The 21,531-nt window shown below is 68.1% G+C and carries 15 protein-coding genes and 1 pseudogene; 8 read left to right on the top strand and 8 right to left on the bottom strand.

Features of this window, described 5'->3' with window-relative positions:
• Window positions 1–13: 13 nt before the first annotated feature.
• A pseudogene (locus ACSFCA_RS31365) lies at window positions 14–1,606 on the bottom strand (GMC family oxidoreductase); the annotation flags it as partial.
• Between the two features lie 127 nt (window positions 1,607–1,733).
• On the opposite strand from ACSFCA_RS31365, the gene hemE reads away from it, so the two are divergent.
• Window positions 1,734–2,843 carry a uroporphyrinogen decarboxylase gene (hemE, locus tag ACSFCA_RS31360; protein WP_435462234.1) on the top strand — a complete coding sequence of 370 codons (1,110 nt, stop codon included), beginning with the start codon at window positions 1,734–1,736 and terminating at the stop codon, window positions 2,841–2,843.
• 453 nt (window positions 2,844–3,296) lie between these two features.
• A complete protein-coding gene (priA, locus tag ACSFCA_RS31355; RefSeq protein ID WP_475541950.1) occupies window positions 3,297–5,396 on the top strand; it encodes a replication restart helicase PriA in 2,100 nt (699 codons plus the stop codon).
• A 39-nt stretch (window positions 5,397–5,435) separates the two neighbouring features.
• On the opposite strand, the gene ACSFCA_RS31350 is transcribed toward priA, so the two are convergent.
• The gene (locus tag ACSFCA_RS31350; protein WP_093079274.1) at window positions 5,436–5,645 is read right to left on the bottom strand and encodes a hypothetical protein; all 210 of its coding nucleotides are present in this window, start codon (window positions 5,643–5,645) and stop codon (window positions 5,436–5,438) included.
• Window positions 5,646–5,885: 240 nt separating this feature from the next.
• Between ACSFCA_RS31350 and ACSFCA_RS31345 the strand changes: the two genes are divergently transcribed.
• Window positions 5,886–6,566, top strand: coding sequence for a hypothetical protein (locus ACSFCA_RS31345; protein ID WP_435462232.1), 681 nt, complete (start codon window positions 5,886–5,888; stop codon window positions 6,564–6,566).
• Here ACSFCA_RS31345 and ACSFCA_RS31340 read toward each other — a convergent pair.
• Window positions 6,555–7,580, bottom strand: coding sequence for an AEC family transporter (locus ACSFCA_RS31340; protein ID WP_435462272.1), 1,026 nt, complete (start codon window positions 7,578–7,580; stop codon window positions 6,555–6,557). The genes ACSFCA_RS31345 and ACSFCA_RS31340 overlap by 12 nt on opposite strands.
• Before the next feature lie 147 nt (window positions 7,581–7,727).
• On the opposite strand from ACSFCA_RS31340, the gene ACSFCA_RS31335 reads away from it, so the two are divergent.
• From ACSFCA_RS31335 to ACSFCA_RS31315, 5 genes are all read left to right on the top strand, one after another.
• Window positions 7,728–9,833: an ATP-dependent helicase gene (locus ACSFCA_RS31335; protein ID WP_093057218.1), complete on the top strand. Its 2,106-nt coding sequence runs from the start codon at window positions 7,728–7,730 to the stop codon at window positions 9,831–9,833.
• Window positions 9,830–10,291: a hypothetical protein gene (locus tag ACSFCA_RS31330; protein WP_435462231.1), complete on the top strand. Its 462-nt coding sequence runs from the start codon at window positions 9,830–9,832 to the stop codon at window positions 10,289–10,291. Before ACSFCA_RS31335 ends, ACSFCA_RS31330 begins: the two co-directional genes overlap by 4 nt.
• Window positions 10,288–11,463, top strand: a complete 1,176-nt coding sequence (locus tag ACSFCA_RS31325; protein WP_435462230.1) for a phospholipase A — start codon at window positions 10,288–10,290, stop codon at window positions 11,461–11,463. Before ACSFCA_RS31330 ends, ACSFCA_RS31325 begins: the two co-directional genes overlap by 4 nt.
• A gap of 25 nt (window positions 11,464–11,488) precedes the next feature.
• The gene (gene nadE / locus ACSFCA_RS31320; RefSeq protein ID WP_435462229.1) at window positions 11,489–12,343 is read left to right on the top strand and encodes an ammonia-dependent NAD(+) synthetase; all 855 of its coding nucleotides are present in this window, start codon (window positions 11,489–11,491) and stop codon (window positions 12,341–12,343) included.
• Between the two features lie 87 nt (window positions 12,344–12,430).
• The gene (locus ACSFCA_RS31315) at window positions 12,431–13,831 is read left to right on the top strand and encodes a coniferyl aldehyde dehydrogenase (RefSeq protein ID WP_435462228.1); all 1,401 of its coding nucleotides are present in this window, start codon (window positions 12,431–12,433) and stop codon (window positions 13,829–13,831) included.
• A gap of 17 nt (window positions 13,832–13,848) precedes the next feature.
• Here the strand turns inward: ACSFCA_RS31315 and ACSFCA_RS31310 are convergent, their stop codons facing one another.
• The 5 genes from ACSFCA_RS31310 to ACSFCA_RS31290 are packed head-to-tail and all read right to left on the bottom strand — an operon-like array spanning window position 13,849 to window position 21,495.
• On the bottom strand, window positions 13,849–15,102 hold the full coding sequence (locus ACSFCA_RS31310) for a tetratricopeptide repeat protein (RefSeq protein WP_435462227.1): 1,254 nt from the start codon (window positions 15,100–15,102) through the stop codon (window positions 13,849–13,851).
• A 10-nt stretch (window positions 15,103–15,112) separates the two neighbouring features.
• Complete coding sequence (locus tag ACSFCA_RS31305; RefSeq protein WP_435462226.1) at window positions 15,113–16,432, bottom strand: HlyD family type I secretion periplasmic adaptor subunit; 1,320 nt, start codon at window positions 16,430–16,432, stop codon at window positions 15,113–15,115.
• Complete coding sequence (locus ACSFCA_RS31300; RefSeq protein WP_435462225.1) at window positions 16,416–18,536, bottom strand: type I secretion system permease/ATPase; 2,121 nt, start codon at window positions 18,534–18,536, stop codon at window positions 16,416–16,418. Before ACSFCA_RS31300 ends, ACSFCA_RS31305 begins: the two co-directional genes overlap by 17 nt.
• The gene (locus ACSFCA_RS31295) at window positions 18,533–19,969 is read right to left on the bottom strand and encodes a TolC family outer membrane protein (protein WP_435462224.1); all 1,437 of its coding nucleotides are present in this window, start codon (window positions 19,967–19,969) and stop codon (window positions 18,533–18,535) included. The genes ACSFCA_RS31300 and ACSFCA_RS31295 overlap by 4 nt, the downstream gene beginning before the upstream one ends.
• Window positions 19,966–21,495 (bottom strand): tryptophan halogenase family protein, encoded by a 1,530-nt coding sequence (locus ACSFCA_RS31290; protein ID WP_435462223.1) that lies wholly within the window; start codon window positions 21,493–21,495, stop codon window positions 19,966–19,968. The genes ACSFCA_RS31295 and ACSFCA_RS31290 overlap by 4 nt, the downstream gene beginning before the upstream one ends.
• Window positions 21,496–21,531 lie beyond the last annotated feature (36 nt).

The raw sequence follows: 21,531 nt of genomic DNA, 5'->3' as shown, positions 1-21,531 counted from the left end.
AGAGTTAGTTGCCCGACAGCGCGAAGTCGGCGCAGCGCTCAGCCAGCATCACCGTGGGCGCGTTGGTGTTGCCGCTGACCAGCGATGGCATTACCGAGGCGTCGCACACGCGCAGCCTCGCCACGCCGTGCACGCGCATGCGCGCATCGACCACGGCCAACTCATCGCGGCCCATGCGGCAGGTGCCGCTCGGGTGGTAGACGGTCTTGGCGCGCTGGCGCACGTAGGCCTCGATGGCATCGTCGGCCAGGTCCTCGGCGGCGGACGGCGCGAGCTCCTCCGACACCAGCTCGCGCAGCGCCGGCGCGCGCAGGATGCGGCGTGCCAGCTTCACGCCGCGCACCAGCGTGGCGACGTCTTCCGGCGCCTGCAGGTAGCCGCCGTCGAACAGGATCGGTGCCATCGGGTCGGCGCTGCGCAGCCGCACGCTGCCGCGCGATCGGGGCCGCAGGAAACAGGGGTTGATCGAGATGCCGTGGCCGGCCAGCGGCTCGCGGTCGACGTCGCCCACCAGCACCGGCAGCACGTGGAACTGCAGGTCGGGCCGACCTTCGCCGGTGGTGTCGACAAAGCCGCCGCTCTCGACCACGTTGGAGGTGAGAAGGCCGGTGTTGAAGAGCGTCCATTGCAGGCCGTGCTTCAGCGCGGCCAGGCCGCGGTCGTTGCCCAGCAGGCTGATCGGCTCGCGCGTGCGGCCGTAGACCGACACCTCCAGGTGGTCCTGGAAGTTCTCGCCCACGCCGGGCAGGTCACGCGCCACGGGAATGCCAAGCGCCTGCAGCTGCGCGCCGGGGCCGATGCCCGACAGCATCAGCAGCTTGGGCGATGCCAGCGCGCCGGCCGAGAGGATCACTTCCTGGCTTGCCGTGGCCACGATGTCCTCGCCGGTGCCGCCCTGGCCGGTGCGGTAGACCACGCCCGTGGCGGCGCCGTCCTGCGTCAGCACACGCATCACATGGGCGCCGGTGACCACCGTGAGCTTCGGGTTGCCGCGCACGGCCGCGAGGTAGGTGGCCGCGGTGCTCGCGCGCCGGCCTTCGAAGGTGGTCGTCTGGTAGAAGCCCACGCCGGCCTGGTCAGCGCCGTTGAAGTCGTCGTTGTAGGCCAGACCGCTTTGCTGCGCCGCGCGCAGGAAAGCCAGGCTCAGCGGGTGCCGGAAGCGCGTGTCGCTCACCTTCAGCGGCCCGCTGGTGCCGTGCAGCTCGCAGGCGAAGCGCGCGTTCGACTCGGCCTTGCGGAACCACGGCAGCACGTCGCTCCAGCTCCAGCCTTCGCAGCCCTGTGCCTGCCAGCCGTCGTAGTCGGCCGGCGTGCCCCGGATGTAGACCATGGCGTTGACCGAGCTGCCGCCGCCCAGCGTGCGGCCCTGCGGCACGAACATCCTGCGGCCGCCCGCCGCGGGTTGCGGCTCGCTCTCGTAGGCCCAGGTGCGCTCGGTGCCGATCACGCGCACGAAGGTGGCGGGCATGTGGATGAAGCGGTCGTTGTCGGGCGGGCCGGCCTCCAGCAGCAGCACGCTGCGCCCCGCCAGCGCCAGCCGGTGCGCGAGCACGCAGCCCGCCGAGCCGGCCCCCACCACCACGAAATCGAAAACCTGTTGCGCCATGTTCGTCCGGAGTTGTTGTTCCGCCCGGATGCTCGGCGCTGCGGCGCGCCATGGATCACCGAGGCGGGTTGGTGCAACTCAAAATGCGCTGTCGGTCAATGCCGGGGTGCCCTGCGACAATCGGGAGATGCCTTTCGCCCCATTGCAAAACGACACTTTCCTGCGAGCCTGCTGGCGCCAGGCCACCGACCACACGCCCGTCTGGCTCATGCGCCAGGCCGGCCGCTACCTGCCGGAGTACGTTGCCACCCGCGCCAAGGCGGGCAGCTTCATGGGACTGGCCACCAACACCGACTACGCCACCGAGGTCACGCTGCAGCCGCTGGAGCGCTACCCGCTCGACGCGGCCATCCTGTTTTCCGACATCCTGACGGTGCCCGACGCCATGGGCCTGGGCCTGTCGTTCGAGGCCGGCGAGGGCCCGCGCTTTGCGCGCCCGGTGCGCGACGAAGCGGCCGTGGCCGCGCTCGAAGTGCCCGACATGGACAAGCTGCGCTACGTGTTCGATGCCGTGGCCTCGATCCGCAAGGCGCTGGACGGCCGCGTGCCGCTGATCGGCTTCTCGGGCAGCCCGTGGACGCTGGCCTGCTACATGGTGGAAGGCGCGGGCTCCAGCGACTACCGCCTTGTGAAGAGCATGCTCTACGGCCGCCCCGACCTCATGCACCGCCTGCTGGCCGTGAATGCCGACTCGGTGGCCACCTACCTCAACGCCCAGATCGACGCCGGCGCGCAGGCCGTGATGGTGTTCGACAGTTGGGGCGGCGTGCTGGCCGACGGCGCGTTCCAGGAATTCAGCCTCGCCTACACGGCCCGCGTGCTGGCCGGCCTCAAACGCACCGGCGCCGACGGCCAGCCCGTGCCGCGCATCGTGTTCACCAAGGGCGGCGGCCTGTGGCTCGACGCCATGCGCGAGCTCGACTGCGAAGTGCTGGGCGTCGACTGGACCGTGAACCTGGCCTCGGCGCGAAAGCAGATCGCCGAAGGCTCGGACGGCAAGGCCAAGGCCCTGCAGGGCAACATCGACCCCAACGTGCTGTTCGCGCCGCCCGCGCAGATCGAGGCCGAGGTGGCGAAAGTGCTGCAGGCTTTCGGCAAGCCCCACGCCGACCGCAACGCCAAGGGCCCCACGCACATCTTCAACCTGGGCCACGGCATCAGCCAGTTCACGCCACCAGAGCATGTGGCGGCGCTGGTGCAGGCGGTGCACGCCCAGTCGCGCGCGCTGCGCGGTTAACACTGCAATCTTCGGACGCGGGCCGGCGGGGCGCTGAGCCGCCCCGTAAAGTTGGTACGAAGCCGTTTGTCAAGCGCAAAAACGGCATATCGGTCTGACTTATGCACAAAACCCGTGTTGCACTGCGCAAGATTTTCCGGGGGACCTCCCTCTTTGCTCCTAAAGAGATAGCGACGCTAAGTTGTTGATTTATATAGGATTTGAACTTTGCTTTTTTTCCGGGCATTCCAGCCAGAGCCTTGATTTTCAAGGCCCCGCGGCGAATCGAGCTGGCTTGTCAACAAAGTTATCCACAGAAACTCTGGACGGCCTCCAAAGCTCTGAAAAATCAACAACTTAAGCGCTCTTGCTCAAAGTCTCCTTAACAAACCTTTCCAAGAAGGACCGCTCATCTCCACAGCCGGCCTCCCCTCAGACAGCGCTTCCCAGCCGACGAACGGTGCGCCACCGGCCCTGCCGTGGCGGCTCGACATCGCGGTGCAGACGCCCGCGCACGCCGCGCTCGGCGACCTGCTGAGCTACGCCAGCGCCGAGCCCATGCCGCCCGGCACGCTGGTGCGCGTACCGCTGGGCAAGCGCGAGGTGCTGGGCGTGGTCTGGAACGAGCCGGTTTCGCTGGTGGATGCCGAGCCCGACATGGCACTGAAGCCCGTGGGCGCGGCGCTCGACGCGCTGGCCCCGCTGGGCGAGGCCTGGCGCGACCTCGTGGCCTTCGCAGCGCGCTACTACCAGCGCTCGATCGGCGAGATCGCGCTGGCCGCCCTGCCGCCGCAGCTGCGCGACCTGTCGACGACGCAGCTGGCGCGCCGCCTCAAGCGCAAGACGACGGCCGGGCCAGTGGCCGAGACAGCCGAATCGGCGAACCTGATCGCGCTGAGCGCGGAGCAGACGGCCGCCCTGGCGCGCATCGAAGCCGAAGCAGGTACTTTTTTGCTGGTCGGCAGCACAGGCAGCGGCAAGACCGAGGTCTACCTGCGCTGCGTGGCCGACCTGCTGGCGCGCGACCCCGAGGCGCAGGCGCTGGTGATGGTGCCCGAGATCAACCTCACGCCGCAGCTCGAAGCCCGCTTCAAGGCCCGCTTCGGCGAAGAGGCTGTGGTGTCGCTGCACAGCGGCATGACCAATCCGCAGCGGCTGGCGAGCTGGCTGGCGGCGCACAGCGGCGCGGCGCGCATCGTGCTGGGCACGCGCATGGCGGTGTTCGCATCGATCCCGGGGCTGAAGCTCATCGTGGTCGACGAGGAGCATGACCCGAGCTACAAGCAGCAGGAAGGCGCGCGCTATTCCGCGCGCGACCTCGCCGTGTGGCGCGGCCAGCGCGAAAAGGCCAAGGTAATCCTGGGCTCGGCCACGCCTTCGCTCGAGAGCTGGCACCAGAGCCGGCCCGCCGAAGGCGAAGACCCGGGCGGGCGCTATGTGCGGCTGGCCATGCCCTCGCGCATTGGCGCGGGCGAGTTACCGGCCGTGCGCTTGGTCGACATGAATTTGCAGCCGCCAAAGACGGTGATTTCGGGCGCGCTGCTCGACGCCATCGGCCAGCGCATCGCGCGCGGCGAGCAGAGCATGATCTTCTTGAACCGGCGCGGCTACGCACCGGTGTTGGCCTGCGGCGACTGCGGCTGGAAAAGCGAATGCCCGCACTGCAGCGCCTACCGCGTGTTCCACAAGATCGACCGCACCCTGCGCTGCCACCACTGCGGCTTTACCGAGCGCGTGCCGCGCGCCTGCCCGGCCTGCGGCAACCCCGACATCGCGCCCGTGGGCCGCGGCACCGAGCGGCTCGAAGAGCACCTGGCCGAGCTGTTCTCGGCTGTGAAGCACCCGGATGGCAGCGCGGTACGCATTGCGCGCATCGACGCCGACAGCACCAGGAAGCAGGGCGCGCTCGAATCGCAGCTCGCAGCCGTGCACGCGGGCGAGATCGACGTGCTGGTCGGCACGCAGATGATCGCCAAGGGCCACGACTTCCGCCGCATCACGCTGGTGGCGGCGGTGAACCCCGACGGCGCGCTGTTCTCCAGCGACTTCCGCGCGCCCGAGCGGCTGTTCAGCCTGCTGATGCAGTCGGCCGGCCGCGCGGGCCGCGATGCCGCGTATCTCGCAGCGCAGGGCGCGAAGGCCGAGATGTGGATCCAGACGCACCATGCGCAGCACCCGCTGTTCATGGCGCTGCGCAAGCACGACTACGCCAGCTTCGCGCAGCAGCAGCTCGACGAGCGCCGCGCGGCCGGCATGCCTCCCTTCGCGTTCCAGGCACTGCTGCGGGCCGACGCGAGAGAGCAGTCGGTGGCGCAGGGCTTCCTGAACATGGCGGCAGACCAGGCCGAGGCACTGCCGGGCTCCGACCTCGTCACGCGCTACCCGGCGGTGCCGCTGGCGATCCAGCGCGTGGCCAATGTGGAGCGTGCGCAGATGCTGATCGAAAGCCCCTCGCGCACCGCACTGCAGCGGCTGCTTGCGGGCTGGCAGCCGCTATTGCACGAGTTGCGGCGCACGCCGGAGGGCAAAGGCGTGATCCGCTGGCTCGTCGACGTCGATCCGCACAGCATCTGAGCCGATGGATCGGCGACTGGTCAACCTGAGACCGCGGTTTCAGTGGTAGCCAGTGGGCTCCTTGCCCATGTCCACATAACGCAGCTCGTTGTGCCTGCGCCGCGCGATGCTCACGGGCCACGCGAACACCACGAGGCTCAGCGCGGCGAGCGCGAGCCCGGTGGCGGTGCCGAACTTGCCGGCATGCCAGAACCAGCCGACGCCGGCGAGACAGGCCAACCACAGCAGGATGCGAAAAAGAATTGCCATTGCGCGCCCCTTCACACCTTTGACTTGCAAGCACTGTAGCAGCGCATCTGCAAACTCAAGCATTCATCTGAAGTCATAGCGATATCTATGCCTTACGGCCTGCCTTGGCCTACCCGAAAATTTGTGAAAAAAGAGTTGACGACATGCCCCGGCGCTGCTCAAGCTGTAACAGCGCGCGAACTCCTCGCGGGTTTCGCGTTCCAAGCAAGCTCGTCTATTGAAGGCAAAGGGTAGGTCGCCGTGAAACCGCCGTCTTTCTCAGGTTGGGTTCTCTCGCTCGCGTCGTGCTTCGCCTGCGTTCTTGCCGCACCCATTGCTTCGGCGGCCGAGCTCGATCTGCAGGGCAGCCGCCTGGTGGTGTCGGGCATGCTCGACGGCACCGCAATCAAGGAATTCACCGACCAGCTGGGCAGTGGAACGGTCCATACCGTGGTCTTCGAGGACTCGTTCGGCGGCACCGCCGAAGCAGCGGGCGCATACGCCGACGCCATCCGCGCGAGCGGCGTGCAGACCGAAATACGAGGCCAGTGCATGGCCGCCTGCGCATACGCCTTCCTGGCCGGCAAGACGCACCGCTTCGGCTATGGCCTGCAGGTCAACGGCATCCTGCTGCCGGTCGCGTCGCGCCCCACGGCTGCCGAGCTGGCAATACGTTGGCGCGGCGACGAGGCCCACAAGACGCTGGCCGACTTCACGCCCACCGCCGCTCCCTCCGCAGCCAAGCCGGTGGAAGCCAGCGCCCCGCCCGTCTTCAAGGACAACTGGCAGCCTGACCACGGCGTGCTCTTCACCGCGAGCCCGACGCTCTTCGGCCGCATCTACAACACCTACTACTGCGACGGCACGCAGGGCCGCGACTTCTCGAAGTGCGAGCGCCTTGCCGATGCCGACCCGTACAAGCTCGGCGTCCTAACCCCGTAGCACGCTCACCGCGAGCGGAAAGCTGAAGAAGGCAATCGCCGTCGTCCATAGGATGATGCGCGCGATGCGCCCGTTGTCCGCGCCGAAGCGCTCGGCCAGCATCGACACGTTGCTCGCGCTCGGCAGCGCCGCGACCAGCACGATCACCACCAGCGCCGCATGCGACAGCGGCAGCCCGAGCGCAATGGCGCCGAGCCCCAGGCCCCACACCAGCAGCGGGTGCGCGAGCAGCTTCACCGCCACCACCGGTAGCACGTCGCTCCATGCCGCCTTGGTCGCAGGGCTGCGCGCCGTGGTTCCCATGGCCTCCGCTACGGCCGCGCTGGCGCCATGCTCGCGCGCCAGCAGCGCCGAGCGGGCCAGCACCGCCCCGATGGTGAAAAGCGCCACCGGCGAGGCCGCATCGGCCAGCATGGCGATGGTGCGCTCGATGGGCCCCGGCAGCGGCCAGCGCGCAGCCGACAGCATCACGCCCAGCAGGATCGACCACGGCATCGGGTTGACCAGAATCCCGCGCAGCGCCTTGCGCGCCGCCTGCGTGGCACCGCGCCGCCCCGCGCCACCCGCACCGTCGAGGCGCGACAGCGCAATGCACAGCGACGAAGTCACCACGAGGTCGAACGCGATCGTGATGATCATCGGCCCCGCTGCCTGAACCCCAAGAATGGCCACCAGCAACGGCACGCCCATGAAGCCGGTGTTCGGAAACGCCGCCACCAGCGCGCCGAAGGCCGCGTCGTTCCAGCCGATGCGCGCATTGCGCGTGAACGTCACCACGCCGGCCACCACGGCCAGCGCGCTGATGCCCCAGACCAGTGCGACGCTGCCGTCCAGCAACTGGCCGATCGGCGTGCCTGCGCCGAAGCGCAGCAGCATGCACGGCAGCGCGAAATACAGCACGAAGGTGTTGAGGCCGGGAATGGCGTCCAGCGGCAGGATGCGGGCGCGGGCCGCGCCGTAGCCGGCCGCGATTAACGCGAAGAAAGGGAAGGTAACAAGGAATACAGGCAGCACCAGACCATTGTCGTTGCCCACCAGCAGGCTGCATCGGCGTGTCTGGCCTACAACCCCGCAGGGGCCGGCCCCGTATCATTGCCCGCTTTGCGCCTGCCGTTCCCCACGGCGTTCTTCACGGCCTTTTTCCGGTTCTCTTTTTCTCCAATGTCTCACGGTCTCAATCCCGCGCAGCTCGAAGCTGTCAACTACATGTACGGTCCCTGCCTGGTGCTTGCCGGTGCGGGCTCGGGCAAGACGCGGGTGATCACTCACAAGATCGGCCGCCTCATCCAGTCGGGCATCGCGCCCCAGCGCATCGCGGCCATCACCTTCACCAACAAGGCAGCTGCAGAAATGCGCGAGCGCGCAAAGGACCTGATCGGCAAGGACGCACGCAAGGTCGTGGTCTGCACCTTCCACGCGCTGGGCGTGCGCATGATGCGCGAGGACGGCGCCGTGCTCGGCCTGAAGAAGGCCTTCAGCATCCTCGACAGCGACGACGTCACCAAGATCCTGAAAGACGCCGGCGGCACCACCGACGCGGCCACCGCCCGCATCTGGCAGTGGACCATCAGCAAGTGGAAGAACATGGGCCTGAACGCCGCGCAGGCCGAGGCCCAGGCCGCGGACGACAACGAGCGCATCACCGCGAAGATCATGGGCCGCTACGAAGAGCGCCTGGCGGCCTACCAGAGCGTGGACTTCGACGACCTGATCGGCATGCCGCTGAAGCTGCTCTACGAATTTCCCGAGGTGCGCGCCAAGTGGCAGGCCGCGCTCGGCCACATCCTGGTGGACGAATACCAGGACACCAACGCCACCCAGTACGAAGTGCTCAAGGCCCTGGCCGGCGAGCGCGGCCACTTCACCGCGGTGGGCGACGACGACCAGTCCATCTACGGCTGGCGCGGCGCCACGCTCGACAACCTGCGCAAGCTGCCGGTCGACTACCCCAAGCTCAAGGTCATCAAGCTGGAGCAGAACTACCGCTCCACCAGCGCCATCCTGCGCGCGGCCAACAACGTGATCGGACCCAACCCCAAGCTGTTTCCGAAAACGCTGTTCTCCGAGCTCGGCGAAGGCGAGCCGGTGCGCATCGTCGATGCCGACAGCGAAGTGCATGAGGCCGAGCGCGCCGTGGCGCGCATCGTGAGCATCCGCGCGGGCGACGCCATCACGCAGGGCAAGCAGCACAAGGAGTTCCGCGACTTCGCCATTCTTTACCGCGCCAACCACCAGGCGCGCGTGTTCGAGCAGGCGCTGCGCAAGGCGCAGATTCCGTACAAGGTCTCGGGCGGCCAGAGCTTCTTCGACCGCGCCGAAATCAAGGACCTTTGCGGCTGGTTCCGCCTGTGGGTCAACAACGACGACGACCCGGCATTCCTGCGTGCCATCACCACGCCCAAGCGCGGCATCGGCCACACCACGCTCGCGAGCCTGGGCACCTTCGCGAGCCAGTACAAGCTGAGCCTGTTCGAGGCGTTGTTCAGCCCCTCTCTGCCGAGCGTGATGCCCAAGCGCACGCTCGAAGGCATCCACGAGTTCGGCCGCTACATCAACGACCTGGAATACCGGGCGCGCCGCACCATGGGCGCGGAAGACTCGCGCACCTTCATGCTCGACTGGCTGAAGGAGATCGACTACGAGAAGCACCTCTACGACGGCGAAGACAGCGAAGCCGCCGCGGCCTCGCGCTGGACCAACGTGCTCGAGTTTGTCGACTGGATGTCGCAGCGCGCCGGCGGCACGCTCGACGACGCCTCGGGCGCCAACGACAACATCGAGACCGAACGCAAGAGCCTGCTCGAAGTGGCGCAGACCATCTCGCTGCTGTCGACCATCAGCGAGCGCGAACAAGACCAGGACGTGGTCACGCTCTCGACGCTGCACGCCTCCAAGGGCCTCGAATGGCCGCACGTGATGCTGATCGGCGTGAGCGAGGGCCTGCTGCCCTTCAAGCTCGACGACGACAACGGCCGCCAGCAGAAGGTGAGCGAAGACACGCTGCAGCGGCTGCAGGAAGAGCGCCGCCTGATGTACGTGGGCATCACGCGCGCGCAACGCAGCCTGGCCGTGAGCTGGACCAAGAAGCGCAAGCAGGGCCGCGAAATGGTGCCCTGCATACCCAGCCGCTTCATCGCCGAGATGGGCCTCGACAAAGAGACCATCAAGGAAGACCCGCGCGAAAAGCTCAAGGCGCTGCGCGCCGAGTTCGCGCGCAAGGCGCAAGACAGCGCGGCGAAGGCGGCAGCAGCCGCAGCAGCGCCATGAGGACGACCGCCACTGCCGCGCTGCTGGCTGGCGCCCTCCTCGCCCTGTCGGGCTGCGCCTCCACCCGGGGCAGCGCCGACTGCCCCGCCGACGCGCGCGACCTGCCGGTGCAATCGCTCTACGGCCGCTGGGAAGCGCGCTTCGACAACCTGCCGGCCGTGGCCGCCGTACAGCTCGGCAAGCACCCCGACTACGACGGCGTGCGCGGCACCATCACGCGCAACGGCGCCAACCCGGCGAAGGCCACGGTCGCGCAGCTCGCGGGCGACGTGGACGACGAAGGCGCGCTCTCCATCGACGAATCGCAGGACGGCCGCGCCATCAGCGGCGTGTGGTCGGGCAAGCTGCAAACCGGCTCCTGCGGGCGCGAATTCAGGGGCACGTGGCGCAACGCCGCGGACGAAAGCACGCATCCCTTCGTGCTCAGCAAGACGGTTGCCCAGGAAGGAAAGCAATGACGACGACACGACGACAACCTCGTTTCAACCTCCGCACGCTCGCGGCCGTGGCCGCCTGCCTGGGAGGCGGCGCCGCGGTGCATGCGCAGGCCGTGGACAAGCCGGCGAGCCCGCTGGCCGACTCCCAGCTCACCTGGCAGCAGTGCGCCGCGCTCGGCGCCAGCAACGAAGCGCGCCTGGCCTGCTTCGACCGCTGGGCGCAGCAGCAGACGCTGCCATCGGTGTCGGTGCCCGTGGCGCCGCCCGTGCTGGCGACCACGCAGCCGCCGGTGGACTCATCGATCCCGGCCACGCGCATCGTCTCGGTCGCCACCACCGAAGGCTGCCGCGACCGCCAGTACTCGGCGCTCTCGCGCTTCTGGGAACTTGAGAACGCTACCGACTGCGGCACCTTCGGCTTCCGCGGCTACCGCCCGCTCAACGTGTCGGTCTCGGCCGCCACCAAGAAGCCCGAGACGCCGACCTCGCCCTCGGCCGGCCACACCGCCGACCCGGTCGCCTACCAGGCCAACGAGATGCGCATCGGCCTGTCGGTGCGCACCAAGCTCGCGCAGGGCATGCTCACGCAGGACGACCCGACCAAGAAAGACTCGCTGTGGTTCGCCTACAGCCAGCAGTCGACCTGGCAGCTGTTCAACGGCGCCATCTCGCGGCCCTTCCGCACCACCGACCACGAACCCGAGCTGATGTACGTCTACCCGACCGACTTCAAGCTGCCGGGCGGCTGGCGCTGGCGCTATTCGGGCCTGGGCATCGTGCACCAGTCGAACGGCCAGACCCTGCCGCTGTCGCGCAGCTGGAACCGCGTGTACCTGATGGGCGGCGCCGAGCTCGACGACCGCTTCACCATCACCGGCCGCATCTGGAAGCGCATTTCCGAGAGCGCCGCCAAGGACGACAACCCCGACATCGCCGACTACTACGGCCGCGCCGAAATCACCGGCCGCTGGAACCTCAACCGCGACAACCAGCTCGCCGTGACCGTGCGCAACAACCTGCGCGACAGCGGCCGCGGCTCGGTGCGCCTCGAATGGCTCAAGGCCATCGGCGACCCGACCAAGAGCAACCTGCGCTTCCACACGCAGCTGTTCTCGGGCTATGGCGACACGCTGGTGGACTACAACCGCAAGCGCACGGTGCTGAGCATTGGCCTCAGCCTCGTCGATTTCTGATTCACTTCACACGTCGTTCCACACCATGAGTGCAGACCTGTCCCCCGTCGACCTGTCCCCCCTCGACGATATGCAGCGCGAGATCATCGCGGCGCTGCATGTCGCGCCCGTCTTCGATGCCGCCCACGAGCTGGAACGCCGCACCGACTTTCTCGCCAGCTACCTGAAGCGCACCGGCCTGAAGACGCTGGTGCTGGGCATCAGCGGCGGCGTCGATTCGCTGACCGCCGGCTGCCTCGCGCAGCGCGCCGTCGAGCGGCTGCGCGCCACGGGCTACGACGCCACCTTCATCGCGATGCGCCTGCCCTACGGCGTGCAGAAGGACGAAGCCGAAGCGCAGGCCTCGCTCGCGGTGATGAAGCCCGACCGCACCATCACCGTCGACATCCGCCCCGCCGCCGACGGCATGCTCGCCGCACTGAAGGCCGGCGACCTCACCTTCCGCGACGCGGCGCACGAAGATTTCGTGCTCGGCAACATCAAGGCACGCCAGCGCATGATTGCGCAGTTCGCGGTGGCCGGCGCGCACGACGGCATCGTCATCGGCACCGACCACGCGGCCGAGGCGCTGATGGGCTTCTTCACCAAGTTCGGCGACGGCGCGGCCGACATCACGCCGCTCACGGGCCTCAACAAGCGCCGCGTGCGCGCGGTGGCACAGCTGCTGGGCGCGCCCGACGCGCTGGTCTACAAGGTGCCGACCGCCGACCTCGAATCACTGGTGCCGGGCAAGCCCGACGAAGACGCCTTCGGCGTCACCTACGAGCAGATCGACGACTTCCTCGAAGGCAAGCCGGTGTCGGCCGCGGCCCGCCAGATCATTCTTGCGACGCATCGCAAGAGCGCCCACAAGCGCGCGCTGCCCGTCGAGCCCTTCTGACGGCGGCGGTTGCGGGGTGCGTGGCGGCAAAGTGCAGGATCGCTGGCCGGTGTATCAACAAGCGGGCTGAGGCCTTCGCAACAAACCATGACACACGACGACATGCGACAGACCTTCGACACGATGCGCGCCGCGAGCCTGCGCGCACAGACGCCGCCATGGAGCGAGCGCGCCGACCGTCTGAAGCGCCTGCGTGCGCTGGTGAAAGACAACCGCCAGGAAATCGCCGCCGCCATCAGCACCGACTTCCATCACCGGGCCGCACAAGAAACCGAGCTTGCCGAAGTGTTCCCCAGCATCGAGGGCCTCCAGCACGCACTCGCGCACGGCAAGGCATGGATGCGCGTGCGCCGCCGCTCCACCGGCCTGTGGTTCAAGCCCGCATCGTCGCGGATCATGCCGCAGCCGCTGGGCGTGGTGGGCATCGTGGTGCCGTGGAACTACCCGCTGTACCTGGCGGTGGGGCCAATGACCGCGGCGCTGGCGGCTGGCAACCGCGTGATGGTGAAGCAGTCGGAGTTCACGCCGCGCTTCGCCGAGCTGTTCGCCGCGCTGGTGCGAAAGCAGTTTGCGGAAGACGAGATCGCCATCGTCAACGGCGACGCCGAGACCGCGCGCGCCTTCTCCAGCCTACCCTTCGATCATTTGCTGTTCACCGGCTCGACCGCCGTCGGCCACCACGTGATGCGCGCCGCGAGCGAGCACCTCACGCCGGTGACGCTTGAACTGGGCGGCAAGTCGCCGGCGATCATCGGGCCCGATGCCAACTTCGACAAGGCCGTCGAACGCATCCTGGTCGGCAAGACACTCAACGCGGGCCAGACCTGCATCGCGCCCGACTACGTGCTGGTGCCCGAAGGCCAGCAGCAGCGCTTTGCCGACAGCGCCCGGCGCGTGTTCGCCTCGATGTACCCGGCGCTGGCCACCAACACCGACTACACGAGCATCGTGAGCCCGCGCCACTTCGCGCGGCTGCAGGAGCTGTCGGCCCTGGCGCAGGAGCAAGGCGCCTCTGCCCTGCCCTTGTCCGACACCGCACCTGACCCTGCAACGCGCCGCTTCCCGCCCGTGCTGCTGACCGGCGTGAACGACGGCATGCGCGTGATGCAGGAGGAAATCTTCGGCCCGCTGCTGCCAGTGCTGACCTACAAGGGCATCGACGAAGCCATTGCGTACGTCAACGCGCACCCTCGCCCGCTCGCTCTCTACTTGTTCGAGAAGAACCGCGCGACCATCGACCGCGTGATGGAAAACACAGTGACTGGTGGCGTTTCAATCAACGAGACCCTGCTGCACGTCGCGCAAGACAACCTGCCCTTCGGGGGTGTAGGCGCCAGCGGCATGGGCGCGTACCACGGCGAACACGGCTTCGAGACGTTCTCGAAGATGAAGCCGATCTTTCACCAATCAGCGCTGAACGGCCTGGGCCTGTTCAAGCCGCCCTATGGCAAGACCTTCGAACGGATGATGAAACTGCTGGTGCGCTGAAGGATCAGCGCGCGGGGTCAGCGCGTGACGACCGTCCAGCGCCCGGCCGCGATCTCCGCGGCGTAGGGCGCGGGAATGCTGGCGCCGTAGCTGTTGTCGCAAACGACGGCGTCGTAGCTGCAGACAGCCTGGCCCCTCGCGTCGTACAGGGTCCAGCGCACCTGCGTGCCGTCGGGCGCTTCATGCACCACCTGCATCGAGGGCGCGCCGATGTTGGCGCCCACGTGGGCATAGCGCGCGTCAACAGTCATGGGCACATGGGGCGGAAAGGGCTGGTTGCCGGGCAGGTCGAACCATTCGTCATGAGCGAGCATGCTGCGCTCGGCGACCTTCCAGACGCGATGCCGCAGGAAGTGCTGGTCGGCATAGCGCGCAGAGAACGGCCGGCTCTTCAGGTACGCGCGCATGTCGCCCGCGATGTCTGAGAAGACGCCCTGGCACGCACCCCACATGCCGGCGAGTATCAGCTCGGTGTGCGAGTGGTAGTCGCGCATGACGTGGAACCAGCGGTCCGACGCGCACCACGCGCGCACGGCAGCCTGGTCGCGCGTGGACAGCAGCGAGTCGGCATCGCGGAACTGCACGCGGTCGATATCGCGATCGTCGAGCGCGAGAAAACGCCACATGGTGCCCGGCAGGTCTTCGCCGCCGACTGAACGCACGTCGACCACCGACGCGCCCGCATGCACCAGCCGCTCGCACACCGCCTCCGGCACCGAGGCATCGACGTAGAAGCGGCAGACCCACGCCGGAAAGAACTCGTGCGCGGCCCGCACGTTGAGCAGCGCCATCTCGCAGTAGCGCGGATCGCTGCCGAACAGACTGAACGCGATGACGTTGCGATGGCGGCTTCTTTCGTCGAAGCACCGCGGCACGGGCGAATCGACCGTGGCAGCGACTACTTCCGTCGCAGCCTCCTGCAGCTTGAGCCACAGCGACACCGAGCCGAACTCGCCCGCCTCGTCCCGCTTGCCCAACTGCCCCGCCGCTTCCGCCAGTCCGTCGTAGGTGTTCGCGGTCTTCAACTCGCTGGCGACGCGGCAGTAGAGGCGGTAGGCCTGCTGCGGCTGGTCGAGCCGCATCAGGCACAGCGCAACGTCGGCCAGCGGCTGCGGGCTGTGCGTGGCCTGCCAGGCCTGCATTGCGAACTTGTGCGCCTGCGCGTAGTCGCCCCGCGCGAAGGCGGCGCGGAACTGCTCGCCCAGCGCATTCAGCGCCTGCTGCGTGAGCGCGGGCCTGCGGCCCGGAATCACCGGTTGTCTTCTCTTCACACGCTGCTCCTCAGCGCTCGCGCAAGGCTTCGCGCGCCTTGTTCAGCGGCTTGACCAGGTAGTCGAGCACTGACTTGCTGCCGGTGTGGATGTCTACCGTGGCGATCATCCCGGGCACGATCGGGAAGCTCTGCCCGCTGCTGTTGTTCAGGTGGTCCGCGTCGGTGCGGATGTACACGCGGTAGTAATACACGTCGCGCTTCACGTCGTCCTGGATGGTGTCGGGCGAAATGGTCGTCACCTTGCCCGGCAGGCCGCCGAAGATGGCGTAGTCGTAGGCCGTCACCTTCACCGTTGCGTCCTGCCCCGGGTGGATGAAGGCCACGTCGCGCGGCGAGATGCGCGCCTCGACCAGCAGCTTTTCGTCCAGCGGCACGATCTCCATGAGCTTGCCGCCCGGGGGCAGCACGCCGCCCACGGTGGTCACGGCGATGTCCTTCACAATGCCGCGCACCGGCGAAGCGAAGGTCAGCCGAGTGAGCGAGTCGGAGCGCCCGCGCGTCACCGAGCGCTGCGCCTCGATTTCCGCATTCGCCTTCGCGAGCTCTTCGCGTGCCTTCACGGAGTACTGGCTCTTGATGTCCGCGGCTTTGGTCTCGGCCTCGTTGATCTGGCGCTTGAGGCGCAGCACTTCCACGTCGCTCGCAGCGCCGCGCGACACCAGCGGCTCTGTCAGCGCGAGTTCGCGGCGCATCAGCACCAGCGCCTGCGTCACGCCAGCGAGGCTGCTCGACAGCTGCTCGCGGCGCGACTGGTAGAGCGCGGTTTCGGTGCGCACGAGGTCGGCGTCCGACTGCACCTCGGGCGGAAACGCCAGCGACGTGCCACCCACCTCGGCCGCCAGGCGCGCCGACATGGCAAGCGCGGCACGCACGCGCGAGGCGCTTTCCTGCACGGTCGACTCGGTCTTGGTCCTGTCGAGCTGCGCGAGCACCTGCCCCGCATCGACGATGTCGCCCTCGCGCACCTTCAGGTCCACCAGGATGCCGCCTTCGAGCGACTGGATCATCTGCTCCTTCGACGAGGGCACCACCTTGCCCGTGCCGGTGGACACCTCGTCGAGCTTGAAAGACCACGCCCAGGCCAGCAGCGCGACCAGCGCCGTCCCGACGATCCACACGACCAGCGAGGCGCGCGGCAGCGGCGGCTCGGCCGGCGAATAGCTCACTACGGGAGGCGTCTTCGGGCGCGGAAGCTGTGCTCCCTGCTTGCCCTGCCCGACCTGTGTTCCCTTTGCGCCCTGCGGGTCGGCAACCCCGGCCGCGGCACCGGCCACCACCGCCACACTGCTGGCGCCTCGTGGGCGGGTTGTCTCAGGTGTTGTTGCCATGCGAAAGCTCTCCAATAATCCGGTCCCTCGGCCCGTCCATCACGATGCGGCCGCTGTCGATCACGATGATGCGGTCCACCCAATGCAGCACCGGCATGCGGTGCGTTGCCACCACCAGCGTGCGCGACCCCAGCCAGGCGCCCACCGACTCGATCACCTGGCGTTCGGTGACTTCGTCGAAGTGCGCGGTCGGCTCGTCCAGCAGCAAGACGGAAGGCTGGCGTATCAGCGTGCGCGCGAGCAGCAGCGCCTGCCGCTGACCGCCCGAGAGTCCGAGTCCGCCTTCGTGGATCAGGTCGTCCAGCCCCTCGGAACGCGAATGCACGAAGGGCAAGGCGCCCGCCATCGTGATGGCCTCCAGTACCTGCGCATCGGTCGCCAGCGGCATGCCCATGGTGACGTTCTCGCGGACGGTGCCGTAGAAAAGCCGCGCGTTCTGCGTGAGCAGCCCCAGGTCGCGGCGCAGGTCGGCCGGGTCGATCAGTGCGAGGTCGAGCGAATCGAGCGCCACGTTGCCGCGCTGCGGTGCCTGCAGGCCGGCCAGCAGCTGCAGCAGCGTGGACTTGCCCGCGCCCATGCGGCCCAGCAGAGCGACCTTCTCACCGGCCTGGATCTGCAGCTGCGCGCATGAGAACGCCGAGCTCTTGTCGTCCTTGCCGTAGCGAAACTCGACGCCCGTGACGTTGTAGCGGCCCTGCAGCGCTGGCACATGCACCAGCCGCGCGCTCTCGGGCTGGTCGACCGGGCGCTGCATGAGCTGGTCGAGTCCGGCGCGCGCCACCTTGGCCTGCTGCCAGCGCGCGAACACACCCGACAGCTGCGCCAGCGGCGCGATCATGCGCGACGCCAGAATCGACGAGCCGACCAGCGCACCGGTCGTCATGTCGCCCCTCATCACAAGGAAGCAGCCCGCGAGCAGCATCACCGCGTAGACGATGGTCTGCACCTCCTGCGTCCAGGTCATGAGCAGGCCCGTGAGAAAGCGCTGTCGCATGCTGACGCCGGCAGAGACCTCGTTGGCATGGTTCCACTGGTTCTGGAAGCGCGGCTCGGCGCGCATGAGCTTGATGTCCTCGATGCCCTCGACGGCCTCGACCAGCAGCGCATTGCGCAGCGCCGATTCGCGCATGCCTTCGCTGGCCAGCCGCGCGAGTGGCTTCTGGATCAGCAGTCCCGGAATCACCAGCAACGGCACCGCCGCCAGCGCAACCAGCGCGAGCGGGCCAGCGACCATCCACAGCACAACCAGGAAGAGAAAAAAGAACGGCAGGTCGGCCACCGCGCCGATGGTGGTGGAGGTGAGCAGTTCGCGCACTTGCTCCACTTCGCGCACCTGCGCGATGAAGGAGCCGGTGGACTTCGAGCGTGCGTCGGTGCGCACCCTCAAGGCATGGCCGAAGACCAGGTCCGACACCTTGAGGTCGGCACGCTTGCCGATCACGTCGGAAATGTGCGTGCGCGATATACGCAGCAAGAATTCGAAGACCACGGCGAGCATGACGCCGCCGAACAGCACCCACAGCGTCGACTCCGACTGCGCGGGCACCACGCGGTCGTAGATCTGCATCGAGAAGATCGTCGAGGCCAGTGCCAGCACGTTGGCAAAGACCGAGGCCAGGATGATGTCGCCGTAGCGGCGCCAGTCGCGCAGGGCGATGGTCCAGAACCAGTTGGGCTTGTAGGGCTTGACGTAGTCGTCCACACGCGCGTCGGGCACGGCGGTGTTGGGCCGCAGGATGGCGACGCGCTTCGCACGCTGGCGCAGCTCGTCGATGGGCAGCGCCGTCTCCAGCCCGTGGTCGCCGCCGAGCAGTACGCCGAGTTTTCCTCGGCCGTCAGCGGTGCGCACGACGCCGATCTCGCCGTTGTCGAACTCCACCACCAGCGGCAGCCGCCACGGGTCGATCTGCGCGTTGGAGAACGCGTCCAGCCGCAGCGCCAGTCCAAGCTGCCGCGCCATGTGATCGAGCAACGTGTCGAACGGCGCGCCGCGCTCCCAGGCGAGCGAGACGCGCACGCTCTCTTCCGAAGCGCCAATGCCGTAGTGGCGGGCGACGAAGAGCATGGCGTCGAGCCAGCTCGTGTACTGCGGGGGCAGACTCATGGAAGCAGTTCCATTCCTTGAACAGTGGTGTTGTTGAGGCCGTAGTAAGTGCGGCCCTGGCCGGTTGCGCCGATGTAGCCGATGCGGCTGGCCCAGAGGTCGTGCAGCACGCCCTCCTGTTCAGCGGCGGCCTGATGGATCTCCTGCTCGGCATTGAGCAGGTCGAGGATGGAGCGGGAGCCGAGCTTGTATTGCTCGCGATAGAGGTCGCGCGCCTCGCCGATGCTTCGGCGCCTATCTGCGAGCACGCCCAGGCGCTCCTGCGCGCCGATGACCTGTTCCCGGAAATTGCGCGCCAGGTCGCCCGCGTTCAGGCGGGCGGTTTCGACGCGCATGCGCGCGGCCTCTTCGGCGGCGACTGCTGCGCGCTCCTGGGCGTCGAGCGCGCCGCCCTGGTAGAGCACGCTCGAAAGATTGAGCATGACCGAGTGGTACATGCCGTTGCGCTCCAGCGTGCTGGGGTTCACGCCGCCCATGGCCTTGTTGGCGGAAACGTCGAGGCTGATGGTGGGGTAGCGCTGGGCCCTGGCAACTTCGACCTGGGCCGAGGCCACGCGCCGCTCTGCCTCTGCAGTCAACACATCGGGCATGAGGCTGGCGTCGGGTAGCTGGTCGATGCGCAACTCGCTGGCCAGCCGTTCCGGCAGCGGAGCCACGGCCGGCGGTACCGACTTGCCCAGCAGCGTGCCCAGACGCTCCCTCCACTGCGCGAGCTGTGACTTGACCTGCAGCAGATTGGCACGCGCGCTGTCGACGCGCGACTCGGCCTGGATCGGGTCGGCCTTGGTGCTGATGCCCGCGCCGGCGCGCAGCCGTGCCGTCTCCAGAACCTTCTCGACGGCATTGACCTGCTCCTGCGCAATCGCGACGAGCGACTGGTAGCGGTGCGTCATGACTACGGCCTCGGCCGCCTGCTGCGCGACGGTATCGATCTGCTTGAGGATCGCGGCCTGCTGGCGCCGCACTTGTGCCTCCGACTGGTTGACTGCGCCGTCGACCTTGCCGAAGTCGTAAAGCATCTGCGATACGGAGGCCGTGGCCAGTGTGCCGGCGCCGCGCCCCCGGCCAGCGCCGGACGAACCGTTGTTGGCGCCCCCGCCCATGCCCACGCGCACCGTCGGGTAGTAGCCGGCCCGCGCCACGTCGACGCCGCCCGACTGCTGCGCCAGCGCGGCGATGGAGTCGGAGATGGACGGATGGCGCGCCACCGCCTGGCGCACCGCATCGGTCAGCTCCAGCGGCGTCGTGGTCTCGGGCGCCGAGGGCAGCTCGGGGCCGGGGCGCACGCCCATGTCCCGGGCCAGCGCACTCGGTGCGAGCCGCCGCGCTACCGTCAATCCGCCGGAGATGATCTGCGCGGCGGCCGGCATGCTGGCGAGGGCCAGCCATGCAGCCGTGGAGGCCGCGCAGAAGGTGGTAATGCCTGGTTTCACTCGGGTCGGTCCTCTTTGGAAACGCTGTCGGCCGCGCCAGGCTCGCGCAGCCGGTTCATGTAGATGGCCACGCGCTGGCGGCTGGCGGCCGGAAGGCTCGCCAGTTCGGCAGCGGCGGCCTCGGGTGGCACCACGCCCAACGGCGCTGCCACGAACAGCCAGTTGACGACGTGGAAGATGCCCTGCCATCCGTGGATGGCGTAGTTCTGTACGTCGATGAGCCGCGGCGTGCGCTGCTGGAAGCACTGCTTGAGTTCGGCATAGCCGGGCGGCAACGGCAGGGCCGCCACGTCGCGCCAGAAGGCTGTGTCGCGCCGCGGGCAGTCGTAGTGCATGCGCAGGAAGTCGCGAATGCCCGACCAGCACCGCGCATTGGCTTCGTTGAAGCCGTCGATCAGGTGGCCCGACACCACGCCATCGCCGGCGGTGACGATGCGCTCGAAGTTGCGCAGCTGCTCCAGCATCTGACCGATGGAAGTCGCCTCCAGCGGCTCCACGAAACCCGAGGCCAGCCCGATCGCCATGACGTTGCCGACCCACACCTGCTCGAAGTGGCCGGGCTCGAAGCGCAGAGTGCGCATCGGCTCGACATCCGGGCCGATGCGGCGATGGATCTCGTCGATGACCTGCGCCTCGTCGGTGTGCGCGCTGCTGAAGACATAGCCGGCGCCGACGCGCTCGACCAACGGGATCTGCCACATCCAGCCGGCCGGCATTGCGATGGCGCGCGTGACCAGCGACGGATTCTGCTGCGGATGCGGCATGTGAAACGGCACGGCGCGGTCGAGCAGCAGGTGCTCGGAGAACGAGCGCCAGCGAATGCCGAGCTTCTGGCCGATGCCCAGACGTGCCAGCCCCGAGGCGTCGATGAGCAGGTCAAGGTCGATGATTTCGCCGTCATCGATGCGCACGCCGCGCGCCATGTCCTGCGCGTCGCACATCAGCTCCTCGACACGGGCTTGCTGGTGCACCACGCCGCGCGAGACGGCCACGCGGCGCAGGTAGTCCGCCAGCTTGTGGCTGTCGAAATGGAAGGACGCCGACAGGCCCGACCTTGCTCCGAGCTGCAGCATCGCCGCCGCCTCCTGCTGCGATGCATTCGACGCGATCGCGGCAAAGCCGGGGATGTAGCGGTGAAGCTCGACGCCCTCGCGCACCATGCCGGAGAACAGCGGACGGAAGCCGCCCTCCATCCAGTCGGTTTCCTGCAGGCCGGGCCGGCCGAAGAGATGGTAGTAGCGGTCGTCCTCGGCTCCGGTGCGCCAGCCTTCGTAGGAGAAGCCCAGCTTGAAGGCCGCGCCGGTCTCGCGCACGAATTCGTTGACGTCGATGCCGTTGCGGCGCAGCGCGTCGATGAGGTTGAGCAGCCCGCCTTCTCCCACGCCGACGATGCCTATGTCGGGCGACTCGATCACCCGGATCTCGACCTGCGGCGCGAACATGCGGCGCAAGGTCAGGGCCGCGAACCAGCCTGCGGTTCCACCGCCGATGACGACGGCGCGGTTGATGTTGCGAAGATTGAGCATGTGTATGTTTCCCTGGGCCGGACCGAGAAAAGGGGC

This window comes from Variovorax multivorans, from assembly GCF_051216835.1.
Lineage (GTDB): Bacteria > Pseudomonadota > Gammaproteobacteria > Burkholderiales > Burkholderiaceae_C > Variovorax.
This window is presented reverse-complemented; position numbering and strand designations above follow the sequence as displayed.